Source organism: Lampropedia puyangensis, from assembly GCF_004833285.1.
GTDB lineage: Bacteria > Pseudomonadota > Gammaproteobacteria > Burkholderiales > Burkholderiaceae_C > Lampropedia > Lampropedia puyangensis.
Genome location: NZ_STFG01000014.1, coordinates 15,405 through 29,063 on the forward strand (window position 1 = coordinate 15,405; position 13,659 = coordinate 29,063).

General features: G+C 58.0%; 10 protein-coding genes. 2 read left to right on the forward strand and 8 right to left on the reverse strand.

Annotation, left to right across the window (positions count from 1 at the left end; translation table 11 throughout):
- Positions 1 to 69: 69 nt before the first annotated feature.
- Positions 70 to 870 (forward strand): IclR family transcriptional regulator, encoded by an 801-nt coding sequence (locus E9531_RS12215; protein ID WP_136574047.1) that lies wholly within the window; start codon positions 70 to 72, stop codon positions 868 to 870.
- An 8-nt stretch (positions 871 to 878) separates the two neighbouring features.
- Here E9531_RS12215 and E9531_RS12220 read toward each other — a convergent pair whose 3' ends face one another.
- The 4 genes from E9531_RS12220 to E9531_RS12235 form a co-directional block, all read right to left on the reverse strand.
- The gene (locus E9531_RS12220; RefSeq protein ID WP_136574048.1) at positions 879 to 1,766 is read right to left on the reverse strand and encodes a LysR family transcriptional regulator; all 888 of its coding nucleotides are present in this window, start codon (positions 1,764 to 1,766) and stop codon (positions 879 to 881) included.
- A gap of 61 nt (positions 1,767 to 1,827) precedes the next feature.
- On the reverse strand, positions 1,828 to 2,913 hold the full coding sequence (locus E9531_RS12225) for an ABC transporter ATP-binding protein (RefSeq protein WP_136574049.1): 1,086 nt from the start codon (positions 2,911 to 2,913) through the stop codon (positions 1,828 to 1,830).
- Positions 2,914 to 2,918: 5 nt separating this feature from the next.
- Positions 2,919 to 4,622 carry an ABC transporter permease gene (locus E9531_RS12230; protein ID WP_136574050.1) on the reverse strand — a complete coding sequence of 568 codons (1,704 nt, stop codon included), beginning with the start codon at positions 4,620 to 4,622 and terminating at the stop codon, positions 2,919 to 2,921.
- A 199-nt stretch (positions 4,623 to 4,821) separates the two neighbouring features.
- The gene (locus E9531_RS12235; RefSeq protein ID WP_244610100.1) at positions 4,822 to 6,198 is read right to left on the reverse strand and encodes an ABC transporter substrate-binding protein; all 1,377 of its coding nucleotides are present in this window, start codon (positions 6,196 to 6,198) and stop codon (positions 4,822 to 4,824) included.
- A 458-nt stretch (positions 6,199 to 6,656) separates the two neighbouring features.
- Between E9531_RS12235 and E9531_RS12240 the strand changes: the two genes are divergently transcribed.
- The gene (locus tag E9531_RS12240) at positions 6,657 to 7,352 is read left to right on the forward strand and encodes a histidine phosphatase family protein (RefSeq protein WP_136574051.1); all 696 of its coding nucleotides are present in this window, start codon (positions 6,657 to 6,659) and stop codon (positions 7,350 to 7,352) included.
- A 72-nt stretch (positions 7,353 to 7,424) separates the two neighbouring features.
- Here the strand turns inward: E9531_RS12240 and E9531_RS12245 are convergent, their stop codons facing one another.
- The 4 genes from E9531_RS12245 to E9531_RS12260 are packed head-to-tail and all read right to left on the reverse strand — an operon-like array spanning position 7,425 to position 13,522.
- Positions 7,425 to 7,898: a putative toxin-antitoxin system toxin component, PIN family gene (locus tag E9531_RS12245; protein WP_244610101.1), complete on the reverse strand. Its 474-nt coding sequence runs from the start codon at positions 7,896 to 7,898 to the stop codon at positions 7,425 to 7,427.
- 8 nt (positions 7,899 to 7,906) lie between these two features.
- On the reverse strand, positions 7,907 to 8,581 hold the full coding sequence (locus E9531_RS12250; protein WP_136574052.1) for a DUF1294 domain-containing protein: 675 nt from the start codon (positions 8,579 to 8,581) through the stop codon (positions 7,907 to 7,909).
- Positions 8,582 to 8,605: 24 nt separating this feature from the next.
- The gene (locus tag E9531_RS12255) at positions 8,606 to 11,599 is read right to left on the reverse strand and encodes a restriction endonuclease (protein WP_136574053.1); all 2,994 of its coding nucleotides are present in this window, start codon (positions 11,597 to 11,599) and stop codon (positions 8,606 to 8,608) included.
- Positions 11,600 to 11,605: 6 nt separating this feature from the next.
- Entirely contained in the window at positions 11,606 to 13,522 is a 1,917-nt protein-coding gene (locus tag E9531_RS12260; protein WP_136574054.1) for a site-specific DNA-methyltransferase, read from the reverse strand.
- Positions 13,523 to 13,659: the final 137 nt, after the last annotated feature.

Genomic DNA, 13,659 nt, shown 5'->3' on the forward strand with positions numbered 1-13,659 from the left:
AGTTCTCATGCGTGGCGGTATGCAGAAAAATGGCCATCCCGCAAAGCACTTCGATCAGTATTTCGATATATGAACAAAACAACCGAGGCCGCCGCAGGCTCGCTCAGCCGCGGCGTGGTCTTGCTCAAATTGCTGGCCACTGCCGGGGTGCGCGGCATGGCGCTGACTGACTTGGCCAGCAAAGCGCAGATTCCGCATCCAACCGTGCACCGGGTCTTGCAGCAACTGGTGGCCGAGCGCCTGGTCGATCGCCACCCCGAGTTGCGGCGCTACCGCCTCGGGCCTTTGGCGTTTGAATTGGGCATTGCGAGTGCGACCTTCTACGACATCCGCGATCTGTGCAATGCGGCGATGGCCAACTTGGCTGGCGCTTCAGAAGACACGACCTACCTGGTCGTGCGCAGCGGCTTTGACGCCGTGTGCATGCACCGGCGCGAAGGCTCGTTCCCGATCCGCACCCTGATTCTGGATGTCGGCAGCCGCCGCCCCTTGGGCGTCGGCGCGGGCGGCTTGGCATTGCTGTCGGCGATGGAGCAGGACGAGCGCGAGACCATCATCGAGCGCGTCGCGCCAGCCTTGTCGGCGTTTGAGGGGCTGAACGCAACAGTGCTGACCGAAGCCTGCGCGCAGACCCGCAAGCGCGGTTTCTCGTTGATCAAAAGCACGATCAATCTGGGCGTGACGGCGGTTGGCCAGGTCTTTTACAGCAGCATGGGCCAGCCGATGGGGGCCTTGAGTGTGGCGGCCTTGTCGCAGCGTATGACACCCCAGCGCATTGAGGGCGCGGCAGCGATGCTGGATGTGGCTTGCAAGGAATTGGGCCGCCAATTGCGCGAGCGCCAAATGGTCGACTGGTCGATTAAGTACTGAGCGCTGCGCTAATCATCGATTTTCCACAGCTCTTTGAGCAGCGAAATCGCGGCAATCAACAGCGGCTGCGCTTCGGTCTCGGACGGGTAAATAAAGCCCAGGGTCGCATTGATGCGCACATTGCCCCACAGGCTAAAGGCCTGGCGTTTAAAGCCTTCAAGCGCGACTTCTTCCCGCAACAAGGCGCAGCCGGTCTTGGCCATCACCAAGGTGTCGATATTGGCCAGATCGTCGATTTGCAACACGATGCGCGGGCTTTGGCCGCGTTTTTCAAACATATCGCGCAGCAGCCAGTGGCTGTGGCTGCCCGATGGCCCATCCAGCCAGGGCAGGGCGGCCAATTCGCGCCAGTTGGCCGCTTGCAATTGCTCGTGCAAGCCATTGGGCACGGCGATGCGGTAGATCACGCTGCGCAGCGGCAGCCACTGCACATCGCGCGGCGGGTGGGCGGCAATCGCAAAGGCGGCGGTCAAGCGGCCGGTGCTGACGTACTCGCTCAATTGTTCGGCGGGCAAGACGCGGGTTTGCAAATGCACCAAGGGCAAGCTGTTGGTAATGGCTTGGGTGAATGGCCCCAGGCGCAAAAAATCCATGCGTTCGCTGGGAATGCCCAGCTCAAACTGGCCTTGCAATTGGCCATGCAAACGCGTGGCCTGGGATTTGAGTTCCGAGCCCAGCTTGAGCAGGGCTTCTGCGGTGGGCAATAGCGACTCGCCCGCTTTGTCCAGGGTCATTTTGCCGGCGCTGCGCAAAAACAGGCTCACGCCCAGGCTTTGCTCCAGCGCCTTGATTTGCGCGGTCACGGCGGGCTGGGTCAGGTGCAGGGCTTCGGCCGCGCGCGTCAGGTGGCCCAAGCGGGCCACCGTGACAAAGGCGCGAATCTGGTAGATCTCCATGGCGCGAGCTTATCCCTGGCAAGGGCCGCGCACAAGGCGGTCGGGCACGGTGATCTGCATCTTATTGCGGCAACAGGCGAATTTGCGAGGGCTCCAGGCCCACGCTGACGCCCGCGCCACGCGGAAAGGTGCTCAAACCAGCAAAGTGCGACTGGTCGGCAGTGACCATCAACTCGCCCACGCGCACTTCGTAGCGCGTGAATTCGCCCAGAAATTCGCTGCGCTCAACCACGCCTGGAATCCACAGATAGCGCTGATCGACCTGGTCGCCCTCGGGCTGGATCAGCACTGAGTGCGGGCGGAAACTCAGCACCAGGTTGTTTTGCTCAGGCGTGTCGCTGGCTGCGGGCAAATCCACTTCGCCCAGGCCATCGACGGCCAGGGTGACCAGGCCCGCTTCGCGGCACTTGACCTGGCCGGGCAGCACATTCATCGTGCCGACAAAATCGGCCACAAAGCGGTTGACCGGGAAGTCGTACAAGGTCGACGGGCTGCCCACTTGCTGCACCACGCCCTGGTCCATCACGGCCATGCGGTCGGCGGTGGTCATCGCTTCTTCCTGGTCGTGGGTGACGAAAATGGTCGTGATGCCCAGGCGGCGCTGCAAGGACAGAAGTTCCTGGCGCATTTGCACGCGCAGGTTTTTGTCCAGGTTTGACAAGGGCTCATCCAGCAGCAAGACCTGCGGCTCAATCACGATGGTGCGCGCCAGTGCGACGCGCTGCTGCTGGCCGCCCGAGAGCTCGTTGGGGCGGCGTTTGGCCAGGTGCGCCAGACCCACGGTTTCCAGCGCCTGCGTGACTTTCTGGCGGATTTCATCGCGACTGGCGCGGCGCTCAACCAGGCCAAAGGCGACGTTGTCCCACACCGTCATATGCGGCCACAGCGCATAGCTCTGGAACACCATGCCGATATTGCGCTTGTGCGGCGGCACGCGGCTGATGTCCTGGCCGTCGACCAAGAGCTGGCCGCTTTGGTGCTCGTTAAAGCCCGCAATCAGGCGCAATAGCGTGGACTTGCCCGAGCCCGAGGGCCCCAGCAGGGCAAAGAATTCGCCTGGCTCAATGCTGATATTGATGTCTTTGAGCACCTCGGTCTTGCCGTAGGACAGACGGATATTGCGGCATTCGACACTGACTTTTTTCATGGTTTTTATTCCTTACTGCGCACAGGACGAAAACGTGACGATGTGCGCTCCACAATCACATGCGATACATAGGTGCCAATGGCGACGGCGACCACCGCCAGCACGCCCAAGGCCGCGCCAGGGCCACGGCCAGACGCGCTTTGCATATACAGATAAATGCCATAACTCATCGGTGCGTCGCTGTCGCGCGTCACCAGCATGATGGTGGCCGACAACTCCACCGCAGCGGTGATGAAGCTGGTGACAAAACCGGCCAGAATCCCGCCTGCCATCAAGGGCACGACCACGCGCTGGATCGTGCGAATGCGGTTGGCCCCGACCGAGGCGGCCGCTTCTTCCAGCGAGATATGCACTTGCTGCAGTGCCGCCACGCAAGAGCGCAGCGCATACGGCAAGCGCCGCACTGCGTAGGCAATCATGATCAGCAGCCAGGTGCTGGTGATGCCGATGTCGGTAAACGGAATATTCACGTCGCGGAAAGTGCGCATATAGCCAATCGCCAGCACGATGCCGGGCACGGCCAGCGCGGCCGAGGCAATCCAGTCCAGCCACTGGCGCGCGCGCAGCGAAGAGCGCAGCATGATGTAGGCAATCGCGGTGCCCAAAATCACATCCAGGCCTGCAGCCAAGCCGCAGTACAGCAAGGTATTGCCAATCATGCCTTTGGATTCGTCAAACACGGCTGCGTAGTGCGCCAGGGTGTAGGCGTCGGGCAGCGGGGCGTAGCTCCACACGGTGGCAAACGACAGCAGCAACACGCCAATATGCGGTGTCAGCACCAACAGCAAGACCAGCGCAATCCACACATACGCGCCAATGCTTTGCCATTTGCTGAGCGTGCGTTGCTGGATCGAGCTGCCGCCTTTTTGCAAAGTGGAGTAGTCGCGCCCCTTCATCACGCGGGCCGAGAGCCACAGCGCCAGAATCGAGAAGGCAATCATGATCACGCTGATCACATAGCCCAGCGGGTCATCGAGGCCCACCTGCGTGATGCGCAAATACGCCTGCGGCGCGAGCATATTGGTCACGCCCATCACCAGCGGCGTGCCCAGGTCATCAAAGACCTTGACGAACACCAGCGAAGCCCCGGCGATATAGCCCGGCAAACCCAGCGGGAAAATCACCCGCCAGAACAAACGCCAGCCTTTGGCGCCCAGGTTCACGGCGGCTTCTTCCATCGCCCCGTCGATGTTGCGCAGCGCCATCGTCAGGTTCATCAAAATGAAGGGGAAGTAGTGCAGCGACTCGACAAAGATAATGCCGTTGAGCCCCTCCATCACCGGAATGGTGAAGCCAAAGTGCTGGTCCAGCAGCAGGTTGACGCTGCCGGCACGGCCAAAAATCAGCTGCATCGCCACCGCGCCGACAAAGGGCGGCATGATCAGCGGCAAGATGCCCAGGGTCTGAATCAGCAAAGCGCCCTTGAAGCGAAAGCGCACGGTGAAATACGCCAGCGGCACGGCAATCAAGGACGACACCAGGGTCGACATCAAGGCCACGTACAAGCTGTTGAAAAAGGCTTCCTTGAGCAGCGGCTGCTGCAGGAAGGCGCTGAAGTGGCCCAAGGTCGGCGTGCCGTCGTTGTTGACGAAGGCGGTGTAGAACACCGCGGCGACGGGAATCACCAGAAACAGGGTCAAAAACGCCAGCACCAATAAGGCCACTAGCGCCAGCCCTTTGGGAAAGGATCGTGAGGCAGAGAAAGACATGAAGAACCTTGTTCAGGCATCGCCACAGCCGGTGCAATTGCCGGTGTGCATTGCCAATGCGTTTGCTGGTTATTGAGCGTGCGCAAGGCACGGCAGCGCCAGGCTTGCAAAGCGGCTCTGACTCCCCCGTGCGAAACGAGGTGTCAAAGCCCTTGCAGCAGCGCTGGCGCGCTGTGGCCGGGGCGGTGTGACGATGCGATTACTGGGCGCCCGCTTGTTTGGCCAGGGCAATGGCTTTTTCGTAATTGGCCTTGGCCAGGCTGTTCCACTCGCCTTGCAGTTTGGAGAGCTGCTGGTTCACGGCCGAGTCCTTTTTGTCCGCCGCAAACAGCGCCTGCAAGTCGGCTGAGGCCGCTTGCTCAGCCGTCAACACCGGCGACCAGGCCAGTTGCTTGGCTTCATCGAGCAGGGCCTGGCCTTTGGCATTGGGTTTCTTGGCCAGCTTGGCTTCGGCCTCAAAAATCGCTTTGGTGGCGGCGCGCAAATCGTCTAAGCGGAAAGTGATGGTCTGGTCAAACAGCGACTGCACGATGAAGTAGCGGTTTTTCGAGACATCGACATCAAACGCGACCTTGCTGCGCGCGGCAATCGCTTGCGGGTCTGGGTAGCCTTCTGGCACGCCGCTGAGCTTGTCATACGGCAGCACTGGCAGGCGCGAGATGTCGTTCTTGAACAGCAATTCCTGGCCTTCTTTGGACAGCGAATAGGCAATGAATTTCTTGCCTTCTTCGGTATTGCCCGCGCCCTTGATCAGGCCGATATTGGCCGGCACGATCGAGGTTTCTTCCGGGTAGACAAACTCGACCGGGAATTTGGAGTACTTGCTCGACAGGCCAAAGAAGTCAATCACCGGGCCTGCGCCAAACTGGCCGTTGTTCACGCCATCGGGCACGCCAAACGACCGGTCGGTCATCGCGGCGGCATTGCCGCTCATGCGCAGCATGGTGTTCCAGCCCTTGTCCCAGCCTTCGCCCTGCAAAATGGTCTCCACCGTCAAATGCGTGGTGCCCGAGCGCGAGGGCGAGGTCAGACCCACATTGCCAAACCATTCGGGTTTGAGCAAGTCGGCCCAGGTGGTTGGAGCTTCGAGCTTTTTGGCCTTGATCACGCGGGTGTTGTACATGATGCCGTAGCCCGCCAGTGCCTGGCCTAGGAACAGGCCTTCGGGGTTGTTGACCGGGAACGAGCCAATCGTGGCGGGCACATCGGGGTTGGCAATGTCGCTAATCGGTTCGAGCAACTGGTTTTGCGCCAATACTTCAAACGCATCCGGGGCGCTGGCCCAGAACACTTCCGGGCGCTTGCCTTCGGACGATTCGCGCACATAGGCAATGCCAGCGACGGTGTTCTTGTTCAGAATTTCCAGCGTGATGCCGGGATGGGCTTTTTCAAACGCCGTTTTGTAAGCGCTGGTCAGCTCTTTCGGGAAGGAGGTGATGACCGTGACGGTGCCCGCTTGTGCGGCCACGCCCCAGGCACAAGCTGCCAGCAGCAAGGCTTGCGCACTGCGTGCCAGTGTGTGGCGAACCGCAGGGCGGCGCGACGATGCGAATGACGATGCCATGGTGCTCAACATAAGTGTCTCCTAGCGTTGTAATAGTTTTGTCACAATACCAAGCGCCGTCTGCCTGACCCAATCATATTTTCTGATGTGGCACATCAGCCTGAGCGTGCTGTTCGCCGTGGGTTTTTGCAACTTATTGTTTTTGAATGTTTTATTTTTAAATTAAGGGGCTCGGCACGCAGTGCCTGCAGGCTGGGCGCTAGGGTAAACCTGAGGCGCGGGGTGGCTGGCACACAGCTGTCATCTGCGCGATATCTAGGGAAGCTCTGCAAAACTCCCTGTTGTGGTCTGAGCGCGTTATCAGGTGATCCGCTTCGTTGTCTTTCTTGTCCATAGCGACGGCTATTGATCCAAAAGACGCCTTGCGGCTCATCCTGATACCGCACTCATTCCAGCAACGAGGGTTTTGCAGAGCTTCCCTAGTCTTGCGGGGGACAGAAATTGTGCCGGCGGCTCTGCACAATAGCTGCATGGGAACCATTTATTTAGTGCGGCATGGTCAGGCATCGTTTGGTGCTGCCGATTACGACCAACTCAGCAACAAAGGATTTCGCCAGGCTGAGCTGCTTGGCGCATATTGGCGCGAGCAGGGGCTGGTTTTTGATGCCGTCTACAGCGGCACTTTGCGCCGCCATCAGCAAACCATGGCGGGTTTGCTCAAAGGTTTGGGGCTGGCCGAGCCGGGCCTTGCGGCTGCGTATACCCATACGTACACGCAAAGCGCCAAGCTCAATGAATACGACTCTGATGCGCTGCTGGCGACCCTAGAGACGCACCTGCCCAAGCCCGATTCACCAGAGGCGATTCGGCTGCACTTTCGCGCCTTGTGCTCGGCGATGGAGCAATGGCAACATGGCTCCAGCCAGCCAGTAGGCATGCCCGCATGGCGTGACTTTCAAGCCGGGGTGATGGAGGTACTGCACGAAATTCGGGTCAAGCATCTGGGCCAGCATGTTTTGCTGGTGTCCAGCGGCGGGCCGATTGCCACGGCGGTGGCCGCGGTGATGGGCGCGCCTGATGCGCAAATGATTGGCCTGAATATGCGCATCCGCAATACGGCCGTGACCGAGCTGGGCGTGACAGCTAAGCGCATCAACCTGCACAGTTTCAACACCACGCCGCATTTGGTGGCCTTGGCCCAACGTGAGTTGGTGACGATGACTTAAAAACGTGAAAACGTTCTGAGCGTCACCCTCTGCGCGCCGCAGTTTGGCAGCCGCTGGCGTAGCAACAGGCCATCAACTTGCGTCTGGCGCAGGCAGGTTTGTATCGGCCCAAGCCCCTGCACGGGCCATGCGTTTTCTCAGTTTCAGGACTTGCTTGTCTTTGGATAGCAGCATTCCCTGGTGGGCCACGGCCAGGTCAATGAACATTTGGTCGTCGCTGTCTCTGCAGTACAGGGTGCAAGCTATAGCGGGCTCGACTAGGGTCGTGCGCTGGTCAAACTGCGCCAAAATCGTCTCTGGCGTGTGCTGGTAGTGGGCAAGCATCGGTTGCAAATGCGGATACAGCAGCACATGGGCTAATTCATCGCGCATGCGCTGCGTGGCAATCCAACGCCATTGCGTGGCGTCCGCCAGCGCCGCATTGACCTGCGCTTGCAAGCGCAGCGCCGATGGATCACCAAACAGCAGGTAGTCCAGCACGATGTTGGTGTCAAGAATCAGTGCGCGAGGGACCGCAGCGGTCGCTGCCATGTTGTCGGTGCTCATCAGGTGGATTACAGGTTGCGTAGCAAGGGCATCAGAATAGATTGCAACGCCTCTTGCCCATTCGATTGCGTCAGCCAGCCCATGAGCAGCACGTTGCCCACTACAGTCAGCCAGAACACCGCTTGAAAGCTGGACTTGCTTGATTTGTGGCGCAGGCGGCGCTGGGCCAACAGGGCCGCAGGCCAACCACCCAGCAGAGACAAAATGTGCAGCGTATTTTCCTTGGTGCGCCACGCGCCTTGTTTGGCCGCAGATTTGTCCATAGCGTAGACAACAAAGGTGATCACGTTGATCACGGGCAGCCACAGCCCCAGTAGGCTGGGCAGCACTTTGAAGGCGGCCAAACCCAAACCGGTCAGCAACGCCACCATGGCCAAGCCCAAAGGCCAACCCCACACAGGCAAAGCACCGTGCTTGTTGTGAATGACTTTGGTCGAACCTGCGCGGACCGTTTTATCCATCAACAACACATGCGTGGCCTGCCAGCGGCCTTGCGCATCGCGCTCTAAGTTGTAAGAGATACGGTCGCCCATCACAGGGCGTCGTGGGCGCGTCTCAAACGCTTTGATGTGTACAAATGCCTTGGGGCCGCCACCTTCTGCAATGACGAAACCAAAGCCTTTGTCGTCATTCCATTGTTCTAGCGTGCCTTGCTGGCGCTGTGTGTTGGTTTGGGCTTTCATGTGAGGGGCACTGCATTCTCTGCGTTAGGGCTTTGCGGGCGGCTGCAGCTGCGGGACTATTTGTGCCAGCAGCGTGCCAAGGTTTTGGTGCTTGATCTTCGTGATGAATTGCACCGGCACGTTGCGCGCCTGCAAGGCATGGAAGAAGTGCTTGGCGCTTTCAATCTTGCCGCGTTCTTCTGGAGCGATCTGATTCAGGCTGTCATAGCCTTTGGTCTCCACCACCAAATACAAAGCCTGCGCTTGGCCTTGCTGTTGCAACACGTAACCAAAGTCTGGGTTGTAATTGCCCAGCGGGGTGGGAATGTTGATGCGCGGCAGCTTGGCAAACACGGTCACGCTGCTTTGGTTGGACTCGTCTACCGTTTCACGCTCAATCTGGCTATCAACCGGCATGAGCGGTTCCTCATACAGCGAACGTTGGCGCACCGCAGGGTTGCTGATAGTGTGCGTCTCGGCCCCGCACAGTGCCACCGGAATGGTTTTGAGCAATTGGCCCGCTTTGTCGGTCAAGGCCGTCTCAATGCGCACTTCACGCAACTCATACGCAATGGTATTGATGACCAACGCGTGCACGCAGCGCACAATCAGCGCTTGCAGCGTCAGCAACGCGCGTTGCTCGTTCTGCGCGATTTGCGCAAATTTCTCCGCAGGCATGCGCCGCAAAATATCGCTGATGGTGTGTACCGACAAGCGCGTGGTATTCGCCAGCTCACGCACAAAACCGACCAGCGTGAACACCGATTGCGGCACCACCTTGTAATCCTGTTGCTGTTCTTGGCTGGTGCGTTGCGCATCTTGCGCGTTGGTGGTGCGGGTCGTAGTGATCGTCAGCGGTTTGACATCAAAATTTTCCGCAATGGCTTGCAGCACGTTGGTCACCAGTTGTTCGGTGTCAATGGCGTAGCGCAGCACCGCATCGCGGTTGAGGTTTTCCCACAAATTGCGAAACTGCTGGTAGTGCAGAGCATTGATGGTGAGCGTGGGCTTGATGCGGTCCTGCTTGCTTTTCACATGGCCTGCCCCCTCGTAATACGTATCCAAATAGCGCAGCATATTGCTGGCGCTCTCAGGGGGTAAGTTGGGCACTTGCGCCAGCGCAGCCACCACTTGGGGGCGCTGCGCTTGGTAGTGCGCCGCTTGCCATTGCAAGGTGGCCATGCCACTGTCTTCATCCAGCGTAATTAAGCCTGTTGCCACCAACGCATCCAGCACCTTATAGGCTTGGCGCGTGCTTTTGGTCACATCGTTAGCCACCAGCACCGCATCGTCAAACGTGGCGGCTACGCGTTGCACGCTCTGCGCAGTGATTTCGCCTTGAATGGCAGCTACGAAATCGCCTTCGCTCGCTGGCACCACCACCGTCAAATCGTTGATGGAGTCAAATTCCGCATCGTCGGCAGAAATACGCTGCAACTGTTGGTTCACCGCCAAGCGCAAGCCACGGCCAATTTGCTGCAGCTTGGTGATTTTGCTATTGCTGGGCGCCAGTTTGCACAGCGTGAAGACGTTGGGGTTGTCCCAGCCTTCTTGCAGCGCCCACATCGAGAAGATAAAACGCAAATCGGTATCGAAGGACAGCAGCCGCTCCTTGTCCTGCAAGATCAGCTTGATCGCCTCTTCCTCGCCCTTTTCACTGCGCGAACGGGCAAAGTAGCCCTTGTGTACTTTGGTAATGTCTTGCGCACTGCGCTCCAAATATGTGCGGTAGTTTGCATCCACATCACCGCGTGCCAACACTGCGTTCAATTGCTCGCGGTAATGCCGCTCAAACAAGTCACGCAGAATGGCGGGTTGCTGGCCATCGGGCAAATACTTGTGCACGGCATCAATGAAGAACAGGCTAATGGCCTTGATGCCGCGCACAAACAGCGCTTCTTCACGCTCAAAATGGTTGGCAATCGTGCGGCGCACCAGTTCAGACTGCACCTCCTCGGCCAGCATGCCGTAACCCATGGGCTGCTCCAGTGGCAAGGCAAACCCATTGGTGAACAACAACTCGCGTTGGGTAATTTTTTCTACCACGTGCCCGTCTAAAAACGGCAGTCCGGTTGCCGCGCCCAAATTGTCTTTGGCCTGCAATTGCACACTGGCGTTTTTGCCATTGGCCGTTTGGTAGCGCACTGTGCCACTGCGCTCCTTGGTTGTTCCGCTCACTTCGGTGAGCGTGAGCGACTGCGCCATGTCTGCACCCGCGCCCACAGTATCGACCGTGATGCTTTTGACCAAGCGCTGGCGAAATGCTTCCAAACTGTCCAGCGTGTAGACCAAGTTGCGGAACTCGTCGCGCTTGAACGTTGCGCCAAAACGTAGCGTCAAGAGTGGGTTAAAGCGCGTCAAATACTCCTGCGTTTGCTTGCCCTCAAAGCGGTGCGGCTCGTCAATGATGAGCACCGGGCGAATGGCTGCCAAAGCCTCCATATAGCTTTTGGCGCGGCCAAAAAGGTTAGCCTCCACCCCGCGCTTGTTGATGAGCTTGCTGTCCCCCGCAAACGATTGGTACGTAGCCACCATCACCGTGATGCCTTGGTTGGCCGCGTGGATGAAGCCGCCCACTGTTTTGTCGGAATAGTTGATAACGCGGATTTTCTGGTTGTCGTACTCGCGCGCAAAAAAATCTGCCGTCGTTTGCAGGCTGCGCAACGTGCCTTGGCGAATCGCATTGCTGGGCACCAGCACAATGAACCTGGCCATGCGGTGATCGCGGTAGAGGCGGTGCATCGTCTCAATGAACGTGAAGGTCTTGCCCGTGCCCGTCTCCATCAGCACATCCAGCGACAAAGCTGGCGTAGCCGTGCTGGCTACCTGCACGCTGCCAGCGCTTACGTGGTTGTCGGCCCGAATGCGCTCAATGTTTGCCTTTAACGTGGCCTGTGCCTCGGCGGGCGAAAAGGTCGGGTTGGCCTGCGCATGGCTGGGCGCAATGAAGCGCACATCGGCAAACGCCTGCGCCACGCTCTCAACCGCCTGCGCTTGGTAGGCCAGCCGCGTGTATTGGAATTGGGGCGATACAGCCATTGGCGCTTACCCCCGCAGCCGCAACTTGTCTTGCGACAAGTCCAGCGATTGCAGCAAGGTTTTAAGGCCCAGCAGCAAGTTGTTGTCACTCACCCACGGGGCGTACACGCTGATGTGGGTAATGGGGTTTTCTGCGGCGGTGAGCAATGGGCGCGCGGCCTCGCTATCGATATTGCCGGTGATGAACAAGGTGCTGCCTGCGCGGTAGAGCCGCCCCTCTTGTACGCCTTGCACAGCTTCGATGCGGGTTGTCAGCGGCAGCCCTTCGGCCAGCAACAGGTTGTAGAGCACGCGCGGCAATTGCGTCGGTTGCGGCGTGGCAATGGTCTCTTGAAACGTGGCCAAATCCGCTTGCGTGGCCTGCGCCAAGGGCTTTTGCACAACCAAGGCATCGGCATCTTCAGCAATTTCAAAAATGCGAAAACCCGTATCTACGTCTGGCTTGTCGGCGTTGATCTTCGCACCCGCGCGGCGCAACCGTTCAGCGGTGATTTCAAAAATCGTGGCCTCCGGTTTGCCCAAAGTTTCGGTCACAAAGCAGTGCGCTTCTTTTTGCTTTTTGGCATCAATGGGCTGCGGAATTTGCACTAAGATGAATTGGCGATTGCCGCCGTCTTCGGCATTGAGGCGCATCACCGCTTCGCCGGTGGTGCCGCTGCCTGCGAAGAAGTCGAGAGCAATATCGCAGTTATTAAATGCAGTCGCAGCATCAATTATGTTTTTCAATAAATTGATGGGCTTGGAATGAACAAAAACTTTGGGAACACCAAAAATTTCTGTGATTTCCGCCGTCCCTTCAGAGTTCAATCCGTGCTTATCCCACCAACTCTCAATAACATCTCGCTTACCTTCCCTATCTTTTAGAAATACTTTTTGAGTGGGGCCTGCAGTGCCAGATCGTCCAAAAATAATTCGACCATCTTCAATTCTTCGAATCACTTCTGTCTCATTGAAAACCCAATACCTACCAGATGGGGGATTGAATATCTCGCCATTTAGTGGATTAGTAATTGGAAATGTTGGCCCTTCGTGGTTTGCAGAAAGGTCCATTGTTGTCCATGGTCCACGGGGATCATTGTCTGGATTTTTGTATGTTCTTGCTATTACTTCGGGGCTTGGAGGTTTTCCGAAATTTCTTTGGTTAATAGATGAAGAATTCTTTGAAAAAACCAATACATGGTCATGCACAGCTGGAATTATTCCTGTGTTGTTTCCATTGGTTTTCTTTTTCCACTCTATTTGACCTAAAAAATTTTCGGGGCCAAACACCTCATCGCACAGCAGCTTCAATTGCGCCTGTTCGTTGTCGTCGATGGAGATGAAAATCACGCCATCGTCGCGCAGCAAATCTTTCGCCAGCAGCAGGCGCGGGTACATGAAGCTGAGCCAGCCGCTGTGTGTGCGGGCACCGTAGATGTTTTGGATGTATTCCACATCCTCGGCCTTGTAGCCCAGTTGCGCCAATACCTCGGTTTGTTTGGCGCTGAAATCATCGTTGTAGATGAAGGCGTCGCTTTGGGTGTTGTAAGGCGGGTCGATGTAGATGAGCTTGATGGCGCCAAAGTAACTCTCGCGCAGCAGCTTGAGCGCATCGAGGTTATCGCCTTTGAGCAAGAGGTTGCCGGTGGCATCCCAGTTTTTGCTCTCCTCAGGACGCGGCTGCACGATTTTTTGCGGCGGTACAAAGGCGCTGTGGTACGCCTCGCGCTTGCCCACCCAGCGCAGCTCGTAGCCATCTTCCTCCACCCGAATGCCTGCGGGGTTGGCGGGGTCCAGCGCTTGCTGGATGGCGGCGGCGTCGACCCGAATGCGCCCATCGGCATCGCTTTGCACCGCAGTAGGGAACAGCTCACGCAATAACTCCAGCTTTTGGCTGGCGGGGCTGGGGGCGGTGAAAAACGCTTGGGAGGTGGGTTTGGTCATAGCGCAATAGCCGTATCAAATGCGGCGGTCGGTGTTGGGGTGTTGGCCGCACCTTTTGCAAAAACGGCACTTCTGTGTGCCTTGTTGTACCGGGCGCGGGGTGGGTAACGAATGGCCCACCTTACTTATCTTCTTAT